This is a genomic window from Chryseotalea sp. (assembly GCF_057350905.1).
In genome coordinates this window covers 318,379-335,392 of record NZ_JBMRCF010000001.1, presented here as the reverse complement: position 1 = coordinate 335,392, position 17,014 = coordinate 318,379, and the positions used below count along the sequence as shown (strand labels likewise).

Sequence of the window (17,014 nt, the reverse complement as noted above, 5' to 3'; positions counted from 1 at the left end):
TTATTCCACTTAATCAGACTGAAATGTTTTGGACTATAACCCTGTTACTGGTTGGCTTTGGTGTACTCATCAAAGGAGCCGATTTCCTTGTTAATGGATCATCTTCGTTGGCAAAGAAAATGAATGTATCCAATTTAGCTATTGGCCTTACCGTTGTGGCTTTCGGAACATCTACCCCAGAATTAATTGTTAGTACCTTAGCAGCAGTCGAGGGAAAAAATGATGCTTCTTTCGGTAATATTATTGGGAGTAACAATTTCAATCTTTTGTTCATATTAGGTATTGCAGGTCTTATTTATCCACTGGTTGTACAAAGGAGCACTGTAAAATACGAGGTGCCTCTTTCCATTTTAGCAGCTCTTGTACTTTATATATTAGTCAATGATTCACTTTTGTGGGGTTCTAGTGATAACATTTTATCAAGAGTAGATTCATTTATTCTATTGCTATTTTTTGGTGGTTTTATGTTTTACATCGTGCGTACGATGAAAAACAATAGCGATCTTGATCAAGATGATGTTAAAATATTGCCGACACCACTCTCTATTCTATTTGTGGTGTTAGGGTTAGCCATGCTGATTGGTGGTGGCAAATTAGTGGTTGACAATGCTATTGAGATAGCACATCACTTTGGCATGAGCGAAAAACTTATTGGTTTAACTATACTCGCAGCCGGAACATCTTTACCTGAATTAGTAACTTCTTGCGTTGCTGCTTATCGGAAAAATACTGACATCGCTATAGGCAACGTGATTGGCTCAAATATCTTTAACATATTTTTTATACTAGGTATTACAGGGCTTATTCAGCCATTGCCATATTCAACAGCAATGAATTTTGATATCCAAATCTTACTTATCTCCACAGTAATACTCATGGTTTTCATGTTCACCCTTAACACTAGAAAGCTGGATAGATGGGAAGCCTTAATTCTACTCTTAGGCTATGTTACATATACCGCTTACTTAATAGGAATAGATCAATAATAACTATTTCCAAAATCGAATTAATAAAATTTCAACCATTAAAAAGAGTATAGCAAGCATAAGCGCGTATTTCCACAAACTTACACCTTGATAATTTTCTTTTAACGCCTCAGCCATTGCCGTTGAGGAGCCAGCGTTAATATCATATACATCGGAACTATTTCCGAAAAAATCTCTTAGCTCATTATAAGCGAGTGATTTTATCATTGACTCGCTTTTTGTCTGGTTAAAAGCAATGCTGCTCAATGTATCATTTTCAACAGTAACCTGGTAGTGACCTGCCTCTAAATCCAGACCAGCCAAATCAATCAATACCTGATTGTTGATAATGCGTTGTGCCGGTGTTACCTCAGTTTCTCCTTTTAAGGTAATCAACTGGTTATCATTTAAAGAGTCGGCTCTCAAGTTTAAAATATCCTGTGAAAGCAACTGATATAATTGCTTCTCGCTTCGTCTGCTAAATGCGGCAATACGATACATTACAGGAACAATCAACGCATGATTTAAAAAAGTACCATAAGCACTTTGCATGGGGCCCCCAATAACATAAAGTCTGCCTTGTTGCTGAAAAAGTGACAAGTATGGTTGGTCGTCTTGTTGTTTTAAAATCGCTTGCCTGTCATCACCCCAGGTGATGCTATTTTTTACCAGAGGCATGGCCATTTGCGCTGGTTGCTCCTGAAACACATTGCTGAAAAAAGGATTCTTGCTGTCTGGTTTTGTCAGCTCTAATAATTTCTCTTGTTTACTGCTTACAAGAGAGGGCAATAGACTTTGATAAGAAGAAATTTCAGGATTCGCGGAGGGTATTAATAAAACAGTGCCACCCGCTTGCATAAAATCTTTTAAAACTGTTTGCAAAGACATATCTAGTCGCACCAATTCATTCAACACAACTAAGTCGGCTTGTGCCAATACAGAATAATCAATATTGCCACTGTTGCGACTTATCAAATCAAAAATTTCGCGGTTGGCGTATATTTTTTCAATAACCGAAGAAGCATTGCGTTCTGTTATTTGTAATATCTTAATCCGGTTCGAAAAATTAAGTGCAAGGTAAAATTCATTGTCGAAAGTAATGGGTGTATCACCAAAAGAAATGACAGCCTGATGAACACCCTTTTGATTATTGTTTAAAACAAAACTCAGGTCTTGTGTACCATTGGCAGGTATGTCTGCACTGACTGTACCTACCTGTAAACCGTCTACCACCAGTCTGACATTGAGCTGCGTTCTATCCGCATTGCCCTCGTTAACCAGGCGTAGGGTAAGTGTATTCTGCTCCCCTCCTATGGCAAAAGGATTGTCCAAAAAAGCAGTATCAATATAAATATTACTATTTGTTGACAACTGAAATGGCACCAGGTGAAAGCGCCTGCTACTGTCTGTCTGAATTACGCTACCCAAAGTTGATCGCTGAAAATCAGACAACCAGAAAACATCCTGCTCATTGCCAAGGCGATGTAACCTGGAAAGAATTTCACCAGCGCTCCTGCTTTTACTACTGAGTCTTAGCTTTGCCAGTGCCTCTTGTACTTCAGTTTTAGTTTTAAGGGTATTGGCAAAAGGCTCGAAATCATTTGTTAGAAGCCTGTAGCGTGTATCCGGAGGAAAAACCTCCGTAATGGTTCGCGCGGCAACTACTGATGCATCAAAAGCCCGGGAGGCACCCTCTACAGGTCCGGACATGCTCAATGAGTTGTCAACATACAAAGCTATGTGGTCGCCCGCCTGCAACTGTTGTCTGGCGGGTAGAATCGGTTGCGAGAATACAATAACAAGAAAAAAAAGAAACAGAAGTCTGCTGGCCAGCACAAGCCAATGCTTGAGCCTTCTTTTAGACGATGAAGTTTCCTGTACTTCCCGGATAAAGCGAGTGCTTGAAAAATAGATTTTCTGTGTTCTCCTGAAGTTAAAAAGGTGGATAATCAGGGGAATAGCCAAGGCAAATAAGGCCCAAAGAAAACCTGGATATAGAAACGTCATTTGGTAAAAGTAATAGGCTAATCAGTAAGTAAAAAACCGAAATTAAAGAAACCTATACTCTTTCCATAAACGGGTAGTTGCAACGGCACAACTACCCTATTATTGGTTATTTCTGTTCAGCGCTTGTTTAACACTGGCTACTTTTTCTTAACCACAGACCTGCCTTCCTGGAAAAGTCGGTTTCCCAAACGTTCCGCAACTGAAGAGGTTGATTCCATGTAAATATACAGTCATCGTTGAGTCCAGGGCCTCATGGAAATATAATGCTTATTTTTTGTCGCCCAACATCAGTAAGTCATTCACCACTATCTCGGTGATGTACCGTTTCTCACCTTCCGGTGTCTCGTAATCGCGATGCACGAGTTTGCCTTCCACGCAGACTTCACTCCCCTTTTTTAAATACTTCTCGGCTACAGTAGCCAGACTTCCCCAGATAACAACATTATGCCATTGCGTGTCTTCCACCTTTTCCCCTTTTGCATTTTTAAAACTGTCGTTTGTAGCTAAAGAGAAAGAAGCCTTCTTGCTCTCTCCAAAAGTTTTTACTTCAGGGTCTTTACCCAGATTACCAATAAGCGTTACACTGTTTCTTAAACTTTTCATAGTTATTTAATTTAGGTTAAAAATTTTCCATTTGACTTTTATTTGCTGCCAACATTGTAAAAATGCAAACAGATTTTTTTATCAGAATTATGAAAAACGATTACTACCGTTTATATTCATTTGTAAACGCTTCAATATGCAAACACTCGTTGAAAAAAGGTGCAGAGAATGTAATACAAAGCTCATTGGGAGAATAGATAAAAAGTTTTGTTGCGATCAATGCCGTACCAGCTTCAATAATAAATTGAACAGTGATGAAAATAATTATGTGCGCAACGTCAATAATATATTACGTAGAAACAGGCGCATACTGAAAGAGCTTAATAAAACAGGAAAATCAAAAGTGAGCCGGGAGAGGCTCAGTGAGCGTGGATTTGATTTTTCATACCACACCAGTAGTTACAAAACCAAAGAAGGATCACACTATTATTATTGTTACGAGCAAGGATACCTTCCTGTAGACAGCAGTCACTACCTACTGGTTGTTAGGAAAGAGTACACGATTCGCAACGGTTAGCTATTCAAAAAGCGCTAATGATAATTATTAATATAATTACAAGGTCTTTTAATATCCTCAAACGCTAAGGTGATAGAATCAAATAAGATTATTGCTTAATTTCACCTTACTCTCAAATAAAACACACCATGACAAAACTAAAAAGACCTGCCTTGAAATCACTTAAGGGCGAACAATGGAAAGAGTTAAAACTCAAACAAGGAAAAAATCAGAAGCGTTATTCCATTTCTGATTTAGGTAGAATTGCAAGTTTTAAAACAAAGTTGGAAGAAGGACAATTGTTAAAGGCGCGTCCAACGCAAGGTTATCCTAGCGTAACCATTACTTCCTCAGAAGGCAAGCACAACCTTTACATTCACCGCTTAGTGGGCGAATACTTTTGTAAACAGAAATCAAAGCAACACACTTTTGTTTTGCATAAAGATCATAAAAAGGAAAATAATAAAGCCAGCAACCTTATCTGGGCAACACAGGAAGAACAAATTAACCACGCCAGAAAAGATCCTAATGTGTTAAAGCACATAAGTCCGGCAAAGGGACCTAAGCTTACCGCTGATCGTGTACGCCTGATTAAAGTGGATCTCTTTAAATCAAAAGAAACACCCACCCTTAAAAGATTGGCCAAAAAATACCGTGTTTCTGACATGCAGATTCATCGCATAAAAATTGGTGAGAATTGGTCGCATGTAAAGGTGTGATCAATCTAGTAACCAAAGCAGTCAAGAAGTTAAAAAATAAATATTTGCATACCAGCTAATGATTTAAATAAGTTTTTCGATTTGAATAATCAGCTCTAAGTAAATGTCAATTATGAAATAGTTATAACATAAGTATTTATGCTTATTTCATTCTGAGAGGACTGCTTGTCAGAGTAAACTATTTTACTGGAGTGGTCATTTGTTCAGGATTTAAATTTTATCCCTTCTTGACAAATAATTTCAAATACCAAATTGAACTACCATCCCTCATTGGTAGATGATTTATGCTGAGGCTGCCGAGTAGTGCACTTTAGATTTAGACGGAACTAAGTCAATTGGCAATGGTCAACATCTTGATAAGGTGAAAAGAAATTTTCAAGCTTTAAGTCTTTGAATATACGATTACAAGTTTCGTTTCTGTAGTAAAGTAACAAACAATAGTCTTTTGACTCCCTGTTGCACTTGTCTATGGCTTATCTTTGATCATGGTAAAATCACAGCAACACACGCAACATAAATTATACAAGCTTGCATTTGCACTGGCCGTTTTTACAATTGTTTATAATCTTGCAGAAGGTATCATTGCAACCCTCATAGGATTTGAAGACGAAACGATCGCACTCTTTGGCTTCGGATTGGATAGCTTTATTGAGATGATCAGCGGGATAGGCATAGCGCATATGATTGTCAAACTTCAGCGCAACCCCATTCATAAACGTGATACTTTTGAACGCACCGCCTTGCGTATAACTGGTTATTCTTTCTATCTGCTCACTATCGGCCTGGTAATTGGTGCCATAATGGTTACATACACTGGCCAAACACCGCAAACTACCCTTTGGGGCATAATCATATCCATAGTCAGTATTCTTATTATGCTTGTGCTACTTTATGGTAAACTACAGGTTGGTAAAAAGTTGAGTTCTGATGCCATCATTGCAGATGCCAATTGTACACGCATTTGCATCTACATGTCGCTAATTTTACTCGTCTCCAGCGCAGTTTTCTATTTCACAGGCTTTCCATACGTAGATGCACTAGGCACCCTCGGACTCGCCTGGTTTTCCTTTAAAGAAGGGAAAGAGTGTTTTGAAAAGGCTAATTCTGACAAATTTTGTCATTGCGATTAAGAAGCAAATCAGTCTTAAAATTTGTACATTCGCTTGGTAATTCCTCAAACAACATTGACTCATGAAATCAACCCTCTCTACTAGCTGCTTCCTTGTCCTGACGCTTTGTGTAAACCTCGTTTTTGCACAAACCAAACACGACAAAGCCTTGTCAAAGGCAGATGCACTTTACAATCAGGGCTCGTTCGAAAAAGCTGCCAAGGCTTACGAAAAATTTTTCAAAAAAGCCAACACAAAGCTCGGTCAGCAGAATAAGTATACACCCATTTACTATTCGCGGCAAGCGCGCTTAAGTCTTGCCAATGGTCAGCTGATTGACTTTTCGGCTCAAATAGAAAACGCACTAAAAGCCAGCACAACAGTAAGTGGAGAAAGTTCTCTTACCCATGCTTATGCGCAAATAGATATTGCCGAACTCTACCTCGACTATGGCCATTACAAAAAAGCCAGGGAGATAACTGAGCTTGTTCAACTGCAGTTAAAAAATAAACAGTTACAGGATGATGCGCTGAAGGCAAAAGTTAACCTTGTATTGGCGGAAGCACTTACCGGACAGGGATTTTGCAGAGAGGCCTTGTCGCTGATGAGCGAAGTGGATGATTTCTTATTGTCTAAAGCAGTAGACCGCGAACAGATTGCTGAAGGTGACAAAATTGTTAAAAAGCGAATTCCTGAAAATGAATTACCTATTCGTTTTGGCAACTACGCACAATTAGTTACCCTCAGGGCGCAGGCGTATGCTAAAATGGGGGAAACAACAAAAGCAGATTCTGCTTTTGTTTCAGCGCGCAACTGGATTTCCAAGAAGCTTAACTACATGGGTGAGTATAGTCTTGCCCTGGTTAATAATAATTACCTGCATTCCCGTCTGCTTTCCGACAATGGTCTGATTAACTTCTCTGCTACTGAGAAAGATCTTGGCTATGACAATGTCTTGAATAGTTTAAAACGCAAAGCAAAACCAACCCATCAACTCGCTTTAGATGTCTATCAAAGTTATCTTGAACAATTACAAAAAGATGAAAGCGATTCACGCTTTGCCAATGTAAAAAGTGAGTACGAAAAGATGCTTGATAAAAACTTTAAAAAGAATAGCGTACATCTTATCAACTTTAAAGCCATTGAGTTTGACTCTAAACTGAGCAATCAGCGTACAAGAAATTTAGACAATGATGCAGTAAAGCTTTTATCCAATCCTGCACTGCCCGCGCATTATAAGACCAGAATTAAAATTCTTGAGTTCTTAAGTGATCTATCTATGTACAAAAGGAACTATGCGAATGTTGAGCTCTATCTGAATCAGATCAGTGACATACAAAAAGAATTATACGGTGCCAATGCACCAGAGTATCATTTAAACAGATTAAAACTGGCAGCTTATTACCTAAACTTTACAAATAAGATAGAAGAAGCAGGTCAAATCTATCAGAGAAGTTACAATGAAGTAGTAGCTCAAGAGATTGGTCCTTGGCAAAAAGATCACTTGGACATATTGAATAACCTGGCAGCCTTATACGAATTCAATGATCAGTACAGCGCTGCTGCTAAAACACTAGACAAAGCCTCTGATGTGGCCTACAGCAAATTCAGCAATGAAGATCCTGAATATGCCCTTCAACTGGATAAAATTGCAATGTTGCAACTCAAGCTTGGTTTATACGAAAAGGCAGAAAAGAACATTGAAAAGTCGCTTCAGATTTTTGAAAAATTCAGGAAAGACGAAACCAGAACAGAACAGTTTGTACATGCCTTAGAAACACAGGCTAAATTGTACGGTATCAAAGGTATGTTTGACGAGGCCCAGGAAAATCTGGACCGCACAGTTAAAATGATCAGTAAATCGGATATCACCTTCAGGAACGAATTGGCAACGGCAGAAGAATTATCTTCTTTGTTTATTCAGTTGGGTAAGTATTCGCAAACCGATGTAATTCTTAACAAACTGATTGCCGAGTATAAAAAATTATATGGCACAGATACGTATCGTTTAATTGAACCTCTCACCAATAAAGGCAAAATTTTATTACTTAAAGGTGATTACACTGAAACTGAAAAAATCGCCAAACAAGCCAATGCCCTCGCAGTAAAATTTTATGGAGAAACTTCTACCAAAACAGCGCCCACTCAAAAATTGCTAAGCGATTTATACTATACCCTGGGTGATTATGATAAGGCCGAAGCTGAGATTAAGAAAGCACTGGTCAGCCAGGAGAAACAATTTGGCAGAGATCATATTGAAACTGCAAAGTCTATCTCGCAGCTAGCCATTATTAAATTCCATAAAGGCGACAATAAAAATGATGTAGAGAAACTCATGCTGGAAAGTCGCGATGCGATGGCACAACGTTTAGGAAAAGAAAACCCTCAATACGCGGAAATACTGAAAAATGTTGCTGCGCTTTATATCTCAGAGAAAAAATTCGATATAGCTTTCAACTCACTTACCATTGCTGAAAGTATCTGGCGGGCTAAGGGTGGCCGAAAAAATAACATTAACCTGGCCAGTATTTATACTTTAACAGGCGATGTTTATTACCAGCAAAAGAATTACAAAAAGGCAGAAGAATTTTATGTAAAGGCAAAGGACCTGTACGAGAAATTCTTTAGTGTATCACATCCGGAGTTTGTAAAGGTGCAATCAAAACTTGCTAAAGTCTATTACATGCAAAAAGACTATAAGAAAGCCAAGAAGTACATTGAAGGCTCTCTTGATAACTACGAAGGCTTTATTAAGAGTTACTTCCCTGCATTAAGTGAACGTGAAAAAGCAAAATACTGGAATACGATTAAAGGTGACTTTGAATTCTACAATACACTTGCCTTCGGTCAGTTGGAAGATTTCAGAGACCTTACCGGCAGAGTTTATAACTACCAGCTGATAACAAAGGCGCTACTGCTATCATCCTCCATTAAAATACGTGAACGCATACTCAACAGCACAGATGAGGTATTAAAAAATCAATACAGTGCCTGGTTGCAGAAAAAAGAAACACTAACACTTGCCTTAAGCATGAGCGAACAGCAATTACTCGAGAATGGCATTGACCGTGGCTTACTTGAAAGAGAAGTTGAAACCTTAGAAAAAGAATTAAGCCAACGCTCAGAAGGGTTCGGACAAGGCATAGATAATAAGCGAATCACTTTTGATGAAGTGCGTAAGTCGATTTCTCCTACCGATGTAGCCATTGAAATGGTGAGATACCGCTACTTTAATCATAGTTTAACAGATTCGGTGATCTATGCAGCTTTATATATAAAGCCGGAATTTAAAGCCCCCAAAGCAGTACTATTCCCTGATGGTGCAAAGATGGAATCGCGTTATTTTAAGTATTACCGCAACGCGATAATCGGAAAAGTTCATGACACTTATTCGTATAATATTTTCTGGGAACCTATCCAGAAAGAAATAGGCATGGTATCAACGGTTTATCTTTCTGCAGATGGTATTTTCAATCAAATTAATCTCGAATCCATACCAACACCAGACAATCGCTACGTACTCGACAATTCTAATATTGTGTTGGTGAGTAATACAAAAGATATTTACCTGAATAAAATAAAGTCGAAAAACAAGGCCTCTGAAAAAGTGGCTTCGATGTTTGGTAATCCAACATTCTATTTGGCCAGCAGTGATAATGATAATATTTTGCCATTACCGGGCACAGAGAAAGAAGTGAGTCAGTTACAGCTATTGTTTAAGCAAAATGGCTGGGTAACCAATCAGTTTGTTGAGGACAAAGCCGTTGAGGAAGCCATCAAAGATTTGAACAATCCGAAAATATTTCACATTGCAACGCATGGTCTGTATAAGCCTACTGAAGAAATCAGTTTAGAAAAGGAAATGGAGGGTAATGAAGCTTTACTTACCCAAAACCCTTTAATGAGAACAGGCTTGTTATTAAGCGGTGCTGGTGATCTATTAGAAAAAACAGATTATAACTATAACATGGAGAATGGAATTCTTACTGCCTATGAAGCCATGAACCTGAATTTAGATAAAACAGATCTAGTCGTACTCAGTGCTTGCGAAACTGGCCTGGGAGATTTACAGGCAGGTGAAGGTGTTTATGGCTTGCAGCGCGCCTTCCTGGTGGCCGGTGCCAAGGTACTTATTATGAGTATGTTCAAAGTTGACGATGACGCCACTCAAAAATTGTTTTTGAAATTTTACTTGAAATGGTTGAACAGTGGTAACATACGCCAGAGTTTTACAGATGCTAAAAAGGAGCTGCGTGATGAATATCCGGAGCCAATTTACTGGGGTGCATTCATGATGATTGGTTTAGAATAAACCAATCACTGATTTTGTAAAGCAGAACAGCGCATTTGAATATTCTGTTTATCTGTAGTCGAAACCGATGGAGAAGCTTAACAGCAGAAACCATTTTTAAGCGACATCCGCATCACACAATCAGATCTGCCGGCACCGCCAGGGATGCCAGAATTAAAGTATCAGAAAAACTAATTCTCTGGGCAGATCTGGTTTTTGTGATGGAGAAGAAACACAAAGAAATTCTAAAACAAAAATTTGCTCAATCCATCGATGGAAAGGAAATTATAATACTGGGTATTGAAGACCTATACCATTATATGGATGATGAGTTAATTGACATCTTAAAGAAATCAACGGAACAATATCTGGATTGATTGCAAATCCATACACAAAAAGAACTGCTTCAAATCATCTATCAAATTAACCAATCAACAAATCATCAAATCTCAATTTTTTGCTTCGTCTTCACTATCATCATCCCGCTTCTTGTCTACTCTTTCAATCCTTATTTCTTTGTCCATATATCTTTCTCTATTGTTATTAAAAATATTTCCCATAATCCCCATTCCAAATACTGCTAATATTAAAAATACGACCATGACTAAAAGTCTCAGTCCTGACTTAACCTTTTTCATTTAACAAAAATTATTCCGGTCACATACCCGGATTGTTCGAATGTATTTAAGAATTGAGCCTAGTTTGAATTTAACTTTGGCTTGTGCGGGAAGAATTATCCCAAGGTGTAGTTCGTATCGAACGCTTCTGCACTATTAGTTGCGAAGTAAATTAGGAAACGGTGTTGTTCATTTATTGGTAACTCTTTGAAAATACTTTTTAGTTTTACCCTTACTCTGTTTCCTTCACAATTTAGTAAAGAAACAAAATTTTTCGGCTGATCAATTGCAGGTGAGAGTGGGGAATGAGTTCCGTTAAATACTTTTTCTAGATTAAAGGTTCTTTTAAAAGTTGCATTCCTGACTTCGCTTAGCTCAGTTTTATTTGGTGCGAAACTTGAAAATCTAACTTCATAAGCATGCCCAGAAAAAGCAATTAGCCCAAAAACTAAAATTGACTTTGCCAGCCATTTTAATGGACCACTTATTTTTAATATATGCTTATTTTGCTCCATTAAGCTTCACGCTTATATGATTGAATCAACTTATTTGGATGCATAAGGAGATTTGTATTTAGCTTCCCACTCGTTCCACTTTATGTTCTTGTAGTGGCCTTCTCCAATAAACTGGGCTATCTTATGAAACTCATCTGCTTTTCTATAACCTGGAAGTGGTTGGATCATACTAAAATCTTCAGCCAAAAAAACCACAGTTGGGTAGCTCATCTGGTTGTTTAACAAAGCTGCCGCTAATTGATGATAGCCTTTATTGCCGCTGGGTACGAACTTAAAGGTTGTACCTGAGAAAACTACATCTTCACGTTGCTCAGCATCAAACTTAACAGCATAAAATTTTTCATTAAGCAGTTTAGCAACCTGCGGCTCGCTGAAAGTGTTTTTATCCATCACCTTGCACCAACCACACCAGTCTGTGTAAACATCAATAAAAACAGGGCGCTTTTCTGTCTTTGATCTTTCTACGGCCTCCTCGAAGGTTAACCATTTAACGGCACCTTCTTCCGGCTTAAATCCGGTTAGGACCATGATAAAGACCAAGGAAAGGGTAGTGAACAAAAGCTTCTTCATACGGTGCTATTTTCTTTCAGAACAAATTTAAACATAAAGAAAGTTCTACAAACATATATACCTGGTTAGTCGGCACTGTAACCTCAGGGGTATTGTTCGGTATTGTATGTACAATTTTAGTTGATAGCGTTCAGAAATGAACAGTGAATGGGCTAAAATAGCCTAAAAACGAAGAAAAACGACTTGGCATGGACTTAGCAAAGCACTACGCAATGAAAGAAAGCATCTCCTTACGCAACCTCCTCCTACTGGCCGGTATACTGGTCGCGTTGATTGCGGCATCCCTCCTGCTTTCTGGCTCCATTAGCTTTACGGCTTACCTACCCAGCCCCGAGCTACCTGCAATAGATACTGCTGAAACAGCTAAGGTTTTTGTTGATAAGGTGATTAGCACGTTTTATTTTTCTCGATAGGCATTGTTGGACACTAAAATTATTGGTACTGTCTGACTAAAAATTGAATGACTAATAAGCACTTAACTTTCTTGTTCTTTTCTCATTGTCCTGACTCCCAACTCACTTTTGAGATAACAGTATCTTCATAAAGTTTACAAATTTCAAAAGGACATTAATATAAGATTATAACAAAAACCTGTTTACCTAATAAAAGAAAATACATATTGTCCAATAATAGACGAACCTCTTCCCTCACCAATTGTGTTTTGCGACCAGTAAAGCTTGATTTCAAAAGTATTTTCAGTTAGTGTAAGTACAGAAATTTGTAGGTCTCCTAAATATATTGATTGAGCCTCGGAATCTACAAAATTCCATTCTCCATTAACATCCCATATAGGCAACCCGCCAGTACTTTCAAAAGTATTGTCCTCTTTAAGATTGATCGTCATTCCGGTAAACAAATCTGATCTATCTACTCCATCGACCTTAAGACTAGCTAAAGCCCAAGTTCCTTTTGTCAAAATCTTAGTACGAACCTCAATGGGTGACGGTTCCGAGCTAATAGTTGGCTTATCACAAGAAATTAAAAACACAGCCAATATCAATATGAGCATAATTTCAATGCTACTATTTTTTTTATTCGAAGTCATATTTAGTCTTTAATTAATTTTTTAATGATTATCCTGTTATCCATATGCACCTTAATTAAGTATACACCTGCTGCATAAGACTTCATAGATAAATGATGCACTTCGGCACTAGCATGAGTCTCCAAAATTTTTCCGTAACCATCTGTTATGTCGAGAGAGGCTAATTTACCCTCGGGTATTGTTATGATAACTTCATCTTTTACAGGGTTAGGAAACACTTCTATAAAATCTGAACGTACTTCTAATCCGGTATATACAATAACAATAGGATTAGACTCGGGACTTGCACAACCCTGAAAAACCTCCTTTACTGAATAGGTACCAGTGCTTGAAACGGTCAAATGGCCTCCTACGACTGATGACCCAGTTGTTTCAAACTCTAGTCCATTGTAAAACCATTTCCATTCCCTGTCACCAACATCTGTTAGATCAGTAGAAATAGCCAAAAGATTTATTTCAGTGTCAGTCTGGTTTATTATAGAAAGCGAAGGCGCAGCAGGATTTATACAAAAATTGAAATATATTGGATTAGCAGGAAGATATATCTCATTACCAAGTTGCTTAAGCGCAATGCTGACAGAGCCAGGTTTCAGTATTGTTAAAGTGTTATTAGTGTTATCAAGGGATATCTTAGATAAAGAACCTGTGTTTAACTCCAAAGTTATAGGCAATCCACTAGTTGAAGTTGCCTCGACAGTAAACGGAGCAGAGTTTGACTCCTTATCAGGAATTGGTTCAGCAGTTATGGTTTGTTCCAGTTTTGATACAACCAAGGTTTGAGAACTTGTTGAAGTAACTGGTGCGGCATTATAACGGCTATCACCAGTTTGCAAGGCAGAAATGAGAGTTGTACCTCCACCCACAATAGTAACGATAGAACCTGAAATGGTTGCAACGTTTGGGTTCGAACTAGTGAATGTTACTGGTAGACCCGAAGAAGCAGTCGCAAATATTTCAAAGCTGGGATCATTGGCTGCCTTAGGCGGTATGGCTTGCAGGGTTACGGTTTGATTTCCCTTAACCACAACCAATTGCCTTACAATATTATTTGCTGCATTATAATTTTCATTTCCTGGTTGCGATGCTGTAATATTGGTGGTGCCGGCACTTAAGAGTGTAACGGTCGAACCAGACACAGTAGCAACACTTGGATTGGAGCTCTCGTAACTTACTTGTAAACCTGACGAGGATGTTGCCGTAAGCTGAAATGTCTCTTCCACCATTTGTCTGTTTAGGTTATCCGTAAAGGTTATTACTTGACTTCCTTTTGTAATGGTATAAGTTCTTACTACGTTAGCTGCCGCATTATAATTGCCATTTCCAGATTGACTGGCCGTAATCTGTGTTTCTCCTATCCCTACTATAGTTAGTGTATTTCCACTAATAGTGGCTACCATTGGATTGGAACTTAAGTAGCTTACAGTTAAACCTGAACTAGCCGATGCTGACAGTGAAATTGGGTTAGTGTTTAAAGGATAACTTTGATTGTTAAAATTAGATATGACCTGATCTGCTTTGTTTACAATAAAAGCTCTATCAACACTCGGTGCAGTATTAAAGGCTAAATTACCCGCTTGTGAAGCTGTAATGGTAACTGAACCTGCGCCTGTAATAGTAACCGTATTTCCTGATACTGTTGCCACATTTGGATTAGAAGATTCGAAGGTAATTGGAAGCCCTGAATTAGCTGAAGCTGTTAAAGCAAATGAGGCATTACCAAAAAACTTGTCACTGATAGCATTAAAAGAGATTGTTTGGTTTATTTTTTGAGGAGTAAAGGTATAAACCTGACCATTGGCTGGTTTTGAGTTTATTATGGGTGTTTCAACAGCGGATGAAACTAAAGGGCTAGCAGATGTATTATTCAGGGAAAGGAAGTTTCCACTACCTGTATTAATAAAACCCATTCCAATTGATGCTTCAGGAAATGATGGAACTCCACCAGCATCATTATAAATAAATTCCACCACGTTAGTTGTCTCATATAATTTGAGTTGAAAAGATATTACCGGAGTATTGGCTGTCCATCCCCACTCCCAATTAAGCCATTCAATAGTAAAAACACGATTAGGAGCATTACCTGTAGTTGCATATGAGGCCTCACCAGAAAAACCATCAAGGTCATCCCACAAAGGTGCAATGAGCGGACGCAAATTTTGGTTTGTTGATAGACTATTGTCAGAATCAGTTTGAGTTGCATAAGGATTAAAGGTTACAAAACCATCGGCTGAGGCTTTCAGTTGAGTAAAGGGAATACCGGCATGGTAAAAGGTAAATCCGATTGGCAGTGCCTGTGAAAATCCAAAATCTTGTTCAATATCATTCAGTGCAATACCACCAACCAATGGTGTAAACGAGCCTGCTGTTGGTGTGAAGATATAGTTAGGAACTAGTGCTGAATTATAAGTCTCTACTTGAATAATATTATTTGCTAACGGAGCAACATTAAACTTTTCTTGTCCCGGAGGTCCATTGTAATCTACTACGTGAAAGGTGTAGGAGGTAGCCGGGTTTAAATTAGTTACGGTAAAACCTGTGGTAGATGCACCATTAAATACACAGCGCCAACCACTAGTGCCAATTTGCGAACCTGAACCAAAAGTTAAGCTGGCATTATATGTTGTATTATCAACAGGTGCAGAAGCACCATTGTTTGTTTCTCTTGCCAATACAACCCTACCTGAACCATTACCCTCAGTAATATCTAAAGTAACTGAAGTGACTGTTTTATTTCTTACGCTAATGGTTGAAACCGGGTTACTAGGTGCTGCCAATACAGTTGTAAAGCTAGAAGGATTTTGTGTAGCGGATATAGCGTTATATTTTTGATTTCCGGCTAATCCGTTATACTCAGCCACTTGGACGCGGTAGCTAAAACCGGACTGCAAGTTTGTAACAGCCACTGAAGCTTCTGTACCATTATAAACACAATACCAACCAGAAGCTGCCAAGGAAGAAACACTTCCGAATTGTGTATTAGGTAAATAAGAAGTATTATCACTAAGTATTCCTGTCAAATCTTCAGAAATAGAGTTAGTCTGCTTCATAAATACTGCCCTATAGGCACCGTTGCCGTTTGTCCAATTTATTGTTGCGGATGATGAACCTATTGGATTCATTGCAATCGCGCTTGCCTGGGTTAACGGTGCAGAGATAGGTATAATGTTAGGTTGAAATGAATAAACCTGACCATTTACTGGCTTGGTATTAATATCATTAATTGGAAAAGGGCTAATTGTTGCTGATTCTGTGGCATTTGTTAATGAATAAAAAGTAGTAATGATGTTACCCACCAACCCAATCGAAGCAGAGGGCGAAACCAGCGCTCCCGCTTCTTGTCGGTACAAGAATTGTATCTGATTTGAACTTTCGAACAATCGAATTTGAAAAGAAATACCTGCACTCGCTGCAGTCCAATCCCAATTCCAATTTAACCATTCAATAGTAAAAATTCTGTTTGGTGCAGAACCGGTTATTGCAAAAGAAGCCGACCCACCTGTTCCATTTAAATCATCCCATAATGGAGCAATCATCAATGTTGTTCCACTAATGCCAAAACTATTACTATGAGCGCTAGAAGTGCTCACTACATTAAATGTAATAAAGCCATTACTGGAAGCTTTAATCTGTGTATAATTATTACCGAAATAATTAAAGTTAAAGCCTAAGTCAAGAACTCCACTCAGTTGATCATCAGCCTCGATGGCATCAACAGCAGTACCTCCAACCAAAGGTTCGAATACAGCTACTTGTGAAGAGAAATTGTATCCCTGGGCTTGGAGTTTTTTAGTTGAAAGTGTAATAAGAAGTATGGCTAATACAACACTTAGGAAGTTCCGAGAAAATTTCATACACAACAATTTATAAAGCAATAATAATTACCCAATATTAAAATCATTGATTTTGGCCTTACAACTGTATACAAAGAACTTTCTAATGGGAGAACCCTAAAAATTCTATAGAAATGAAGGTACAGAAGCTTACTACTTTTGACTTTATATTGTGTTGGATGATATTCTAATGCCTTGATTGCGGCATCCCTCCTGCTTTCTGGTGCCATTAGCTTTACAGCTCAGC

At 38.3% G+C, this 17,014-nt stretch carries 14 protein-coding genes; 7 read left to right on the top strand and 7 right to left on the bottom strand.

From position 1 onward, the window contains the following. The first annotated feature begins 23 nt into the window (after nt 1-23). Nucleotides 24-986, top strand: coding sequence for a calcium/sodium antiporter (locus tag ACO1XM_RS01530; protein ID WP_486225344.1), 963 nt, complete (start codon nt 24-26; stop codon nt 984-986). Between the two features lie 3 nt (nt 987-989). Here ACO1XM_RS01530 and ACO1XM_RS01525 read toward each other — a convergent pair whose 3' ends face one another. Both ACO1XM_RS01525 and ACO1XM_RS01520 read right to left on the bottom strand, forming a co-directional pair. Continuing rightward, entirely contained in the window at nt 990-2,972 is a 1,983-nt protein-coding gene (locus ACO1XM_RS01525) for a BatA domain-containing protein (RefSeq protein WP_486225343.1), read from the bottom strand. A gap of 267 nt (nt 2,973-3,239) precedes the next feature. Further along, entirely contained in the window at nt 3,240-3,575 is a 336-nt protein-coding gene (locus ACO1XM_RS01520; RefSeq protein ID WP_486225342.1) for a single-stranded DNA-binding protein, read from the bottom strand. Between the two features lie 136 nt (nt 3,576-3,711). On the opposite strand from ACO1XM_RS01520, the gene ACO1XM_RS01515 reads away from it, so the two are divergent. The 5 genes from ACO1XM_RS01515 (at nt 3,712) to ACO1XM_RS01495 (ending at nt 10,567) form a co-directional block, all read left to right on the top strand. Next, nucleotides 3,712-4,092 carry a hypothetical protein gene (locus ACO1XM_RS01515; protein WP_486225341.1) on the top strand — a complete coding sequence of 127 codons (381 nt, stop codon included), beginning with the start codon at nt 3,712-3,714 and terminating at the stop codon, nt 4,090-4,092. 128 nt (nt 4,093-4,220) lie between these two features. After that, complete coding sequence (locus tag ACO1XM_RS01510; RefSeq protein WP_486225340.1) at nt 4,221-4,790, top strand: NUMOD4 domain-containing protein; 570 nt, start codon at nt 4,221-4,223, stop codon at nt 4,788-4,790. Between the two features lie 485 nt (nt 4,791-5,275). Continuing rightward, a complete protein-coding gene (locus ACO1XM_RS01505) occupies nt 5,276-5,920 on the top strand; it encodes a cation efflux transmembrane domain-containing protein (RefSeq protein WP_486225339.1) in 645 nt (214 codons plus the stop codon). A 61-nt stretch (nt 5,921-5,981) separates the two neighbouring features. Further along, nucleotides 5,982-10,211, top strand: coding sequence for a CHAT domain-containing protein (locus ACO1XM_RS01500; RefSeq protein ID WP_486225338.1), 4,230 nt, complete (start codon nt 5,982-5,984; stop codon nt 10,209-10,211). 35 nt (nt 10,212-10,246) lie between these two features. Continuing rightward, nucleotides 10,247-10,567 (top strand): low molecular weight protein tyrosine phosphatase family protein, encoded by a 321-nt coding sequence (locus ACO1XM_RS01495; protein WP_486225337.1) that lies wholly within the window; start codon nt 10,247-10,249, stop codon nt 10,565-10,567. Nucleotides 10,568-10,639: 72 nt separating this feature from the next. On the opposite strand, the gene ACO1XM_RS01490 is transcribed toward ACO1XM_RS01495, so the two are convergent. The 3 genes from ACO1XM_RS01490 to ACO1XM_RS01480 all read right to left on the bottom strand — a co-directional run bounded on the left by ACO1XM_RS01490 (nt 10,640) and on the right by ACO1XM_RS01480 (nt 11,892). Then, complete coding sequence (locus tag ACO1XM_RS01490; protein ID WP_486225336.1) at nt 10,640-10,828, bottom strand: hypothetical protein; 189 nt, start codon at nt 10,826-10,828, stop codon at nt 10,640-10,642. A 95-nt stretch (nt 10,829-10,923) separates the two neighbouring features. Further along, the gene (locus ACO1XM_RS01485; protein WP_486225335.1) at nt 10,924-11,322 is read right to left on the bottom strand and encodes a hypothetical protein; all 399 of its coding nucleotides are present in this window, start codon (nt 11,320-11,322) and stop codon (nt 10,924-10,926) included. Nucleotides 11,323-11,352: 30 nt separating this feature from the next. Further along, complete coding sequence (locus ACO1XM_RS01480) at nt 11,353-11,892, bottom strand: thioredoxin family protein (protein ID WP_486225334.1); 540 nt, start codon at nt 11,890-11,892, stop codon at nt 11,353-11,355. A 188-nt stretch (nt 11,893-12,080) separates the two neighbouring features. On the opposite strand from ACO1XM_RS01480, the gene ACO1XM_RS01475 reads away from it, so the two are divergent. Then, the gene (locus tag ACO1XM_RS01475) at nt 12,081-12,305 is read left to right on the top strand and encodes a hypothetical protein (RefSeq protein ID WP_486225333.1); all 225 of its coding nucleotides are present in this window, start codon (nt 12,081-12,083) and stop codon (nt 12,303-12,305) included. Nucleotides 12,306-12,487: 182 nt separating this feature from the next. On the opposite strand, the gene ACO1XM_RS01470 is transcribed toward ACO1XM_RS01475, so the two are convergent. Continuing rightward, nucleotides 12,488-12,937 (bottom strand): hypothetical protein, encoded by a 450-nt coding sequence (locus ACO1XM_RS01470; RefSeq protein ID WP_486225332.1) that lies wholly within the window; start codon nt 12,935-12,937, stop codon nt 12,488-12,490. A 2-nt stretch (nt 12,938-12,939) separates the two neighbouring features. Continuing rightward, nucleotides 12,940-16,788 (bottom strand): T9SS type A sorting domain-containing protein, encoded by a 3,849-nt coding sequence (locus ACO1XM_RS01465; protein ID WP_486225331.1) that lies wholly within the window; start codon nt 16,786-16,788, stop codon nt 12,940-12,942. Nucleotides 16,789-17,014: the final 226 nt, after the last annotated feature.

Bases quoted from the DNA above. Each gene is read 5' to 3' on its own strand.
- ACO1XM_RS01530 (WP_486225344.1), top strand. From the start codon at position 24: ATGTTTTGGACTATAACCCTGTTACTGGTTGGCTTTGGTGTACTCATC.
- ACO1XM_RS01525 (WP_486225343.1), bottom strand. From the start codon at position 2,972: ATGACGTTTCTATATCCAGGTTTTCTTTGGGCCTTATTTGCCTTGGCT.
- ACO1XM_RS01520 (WP_486225342.1), bottom strand. From the start codon at position 3,575: ATGAAAAGTTTAAGAAACAGTGTAACGCTTATTGGTAATCTGGGTAAA.
- ACO1XM_RS01515 (WP_486225341.1), top strand. From the start codon at position 3,712: ATGCAAACACTCGTTGAAAAAAGGTGCAGAGAATGTAATACAAAGCTC.
- ACO1XM_RS01510 (WP_486225340.1), top strand. From the start codon at position 4,221: ATGACAAAACTAAAAAGACCTGCCTTGAAATCACTTAAGGGCGAACAA.
- ACO1XM_RS01505 (WP_486225339.1), top strand. From the start codon at position 5,276: ATGGTAAAATCACAGCAACACACGCAACATAAATTATACAAGCTTGCA.
- ACO1XM_RS01500 (WP_486225338.1), top strand. From the start codon at position 5,982: ATGAAATCAACCCTCTCTACTAGCTGCTTCCTTGTCCTGACGCTTTGT.
- ACO1XM_RS01490 (WP_486225336.1), bottom strand. From the start codon at position 10,828: ATGAAAAAGGTTAAGTCAGGACTGAGACTTTTAGTCATGGTCGTATTT.
- ACO1XM_RS01485 (WP_486225335.1), bottom strand. From the start codon at position 11,322: ATGGAGCAAAATAAGCATATATTAAAAATAAGTGGTCCATTAAAATGG.
- ACO1XM_RS01480 (WP_486225334.1), bottom strand. From the start codon at position 11,892: ATGAAGAAGCTTTTGTTCACTACCCTTTCCTTGGTCTTTATCATGGTC.
- ACO1XM_RS01475 (WP_486225333.1), top strand. From the start codon at position 12,081: ATGGACTTAGCAAAGCACTACGCAATGAAAGAAAGCATCTCCTTACGC.
- ACO1XM_RS01470 (WP_486225332.1), bottom strand. From the start codon at position 12,937: ATGACTTCGAATAAAAAAAATAGTAGCATTGAAATTATGCTCATATTG.
- ACO1XM_RS01465 (WP_486225331.1), bottom strand. From the start codon at position 16,788: ATGAAATTTTCTCGGAACTTCCTAAGTGTTGTATTAGCCATACTTCTT.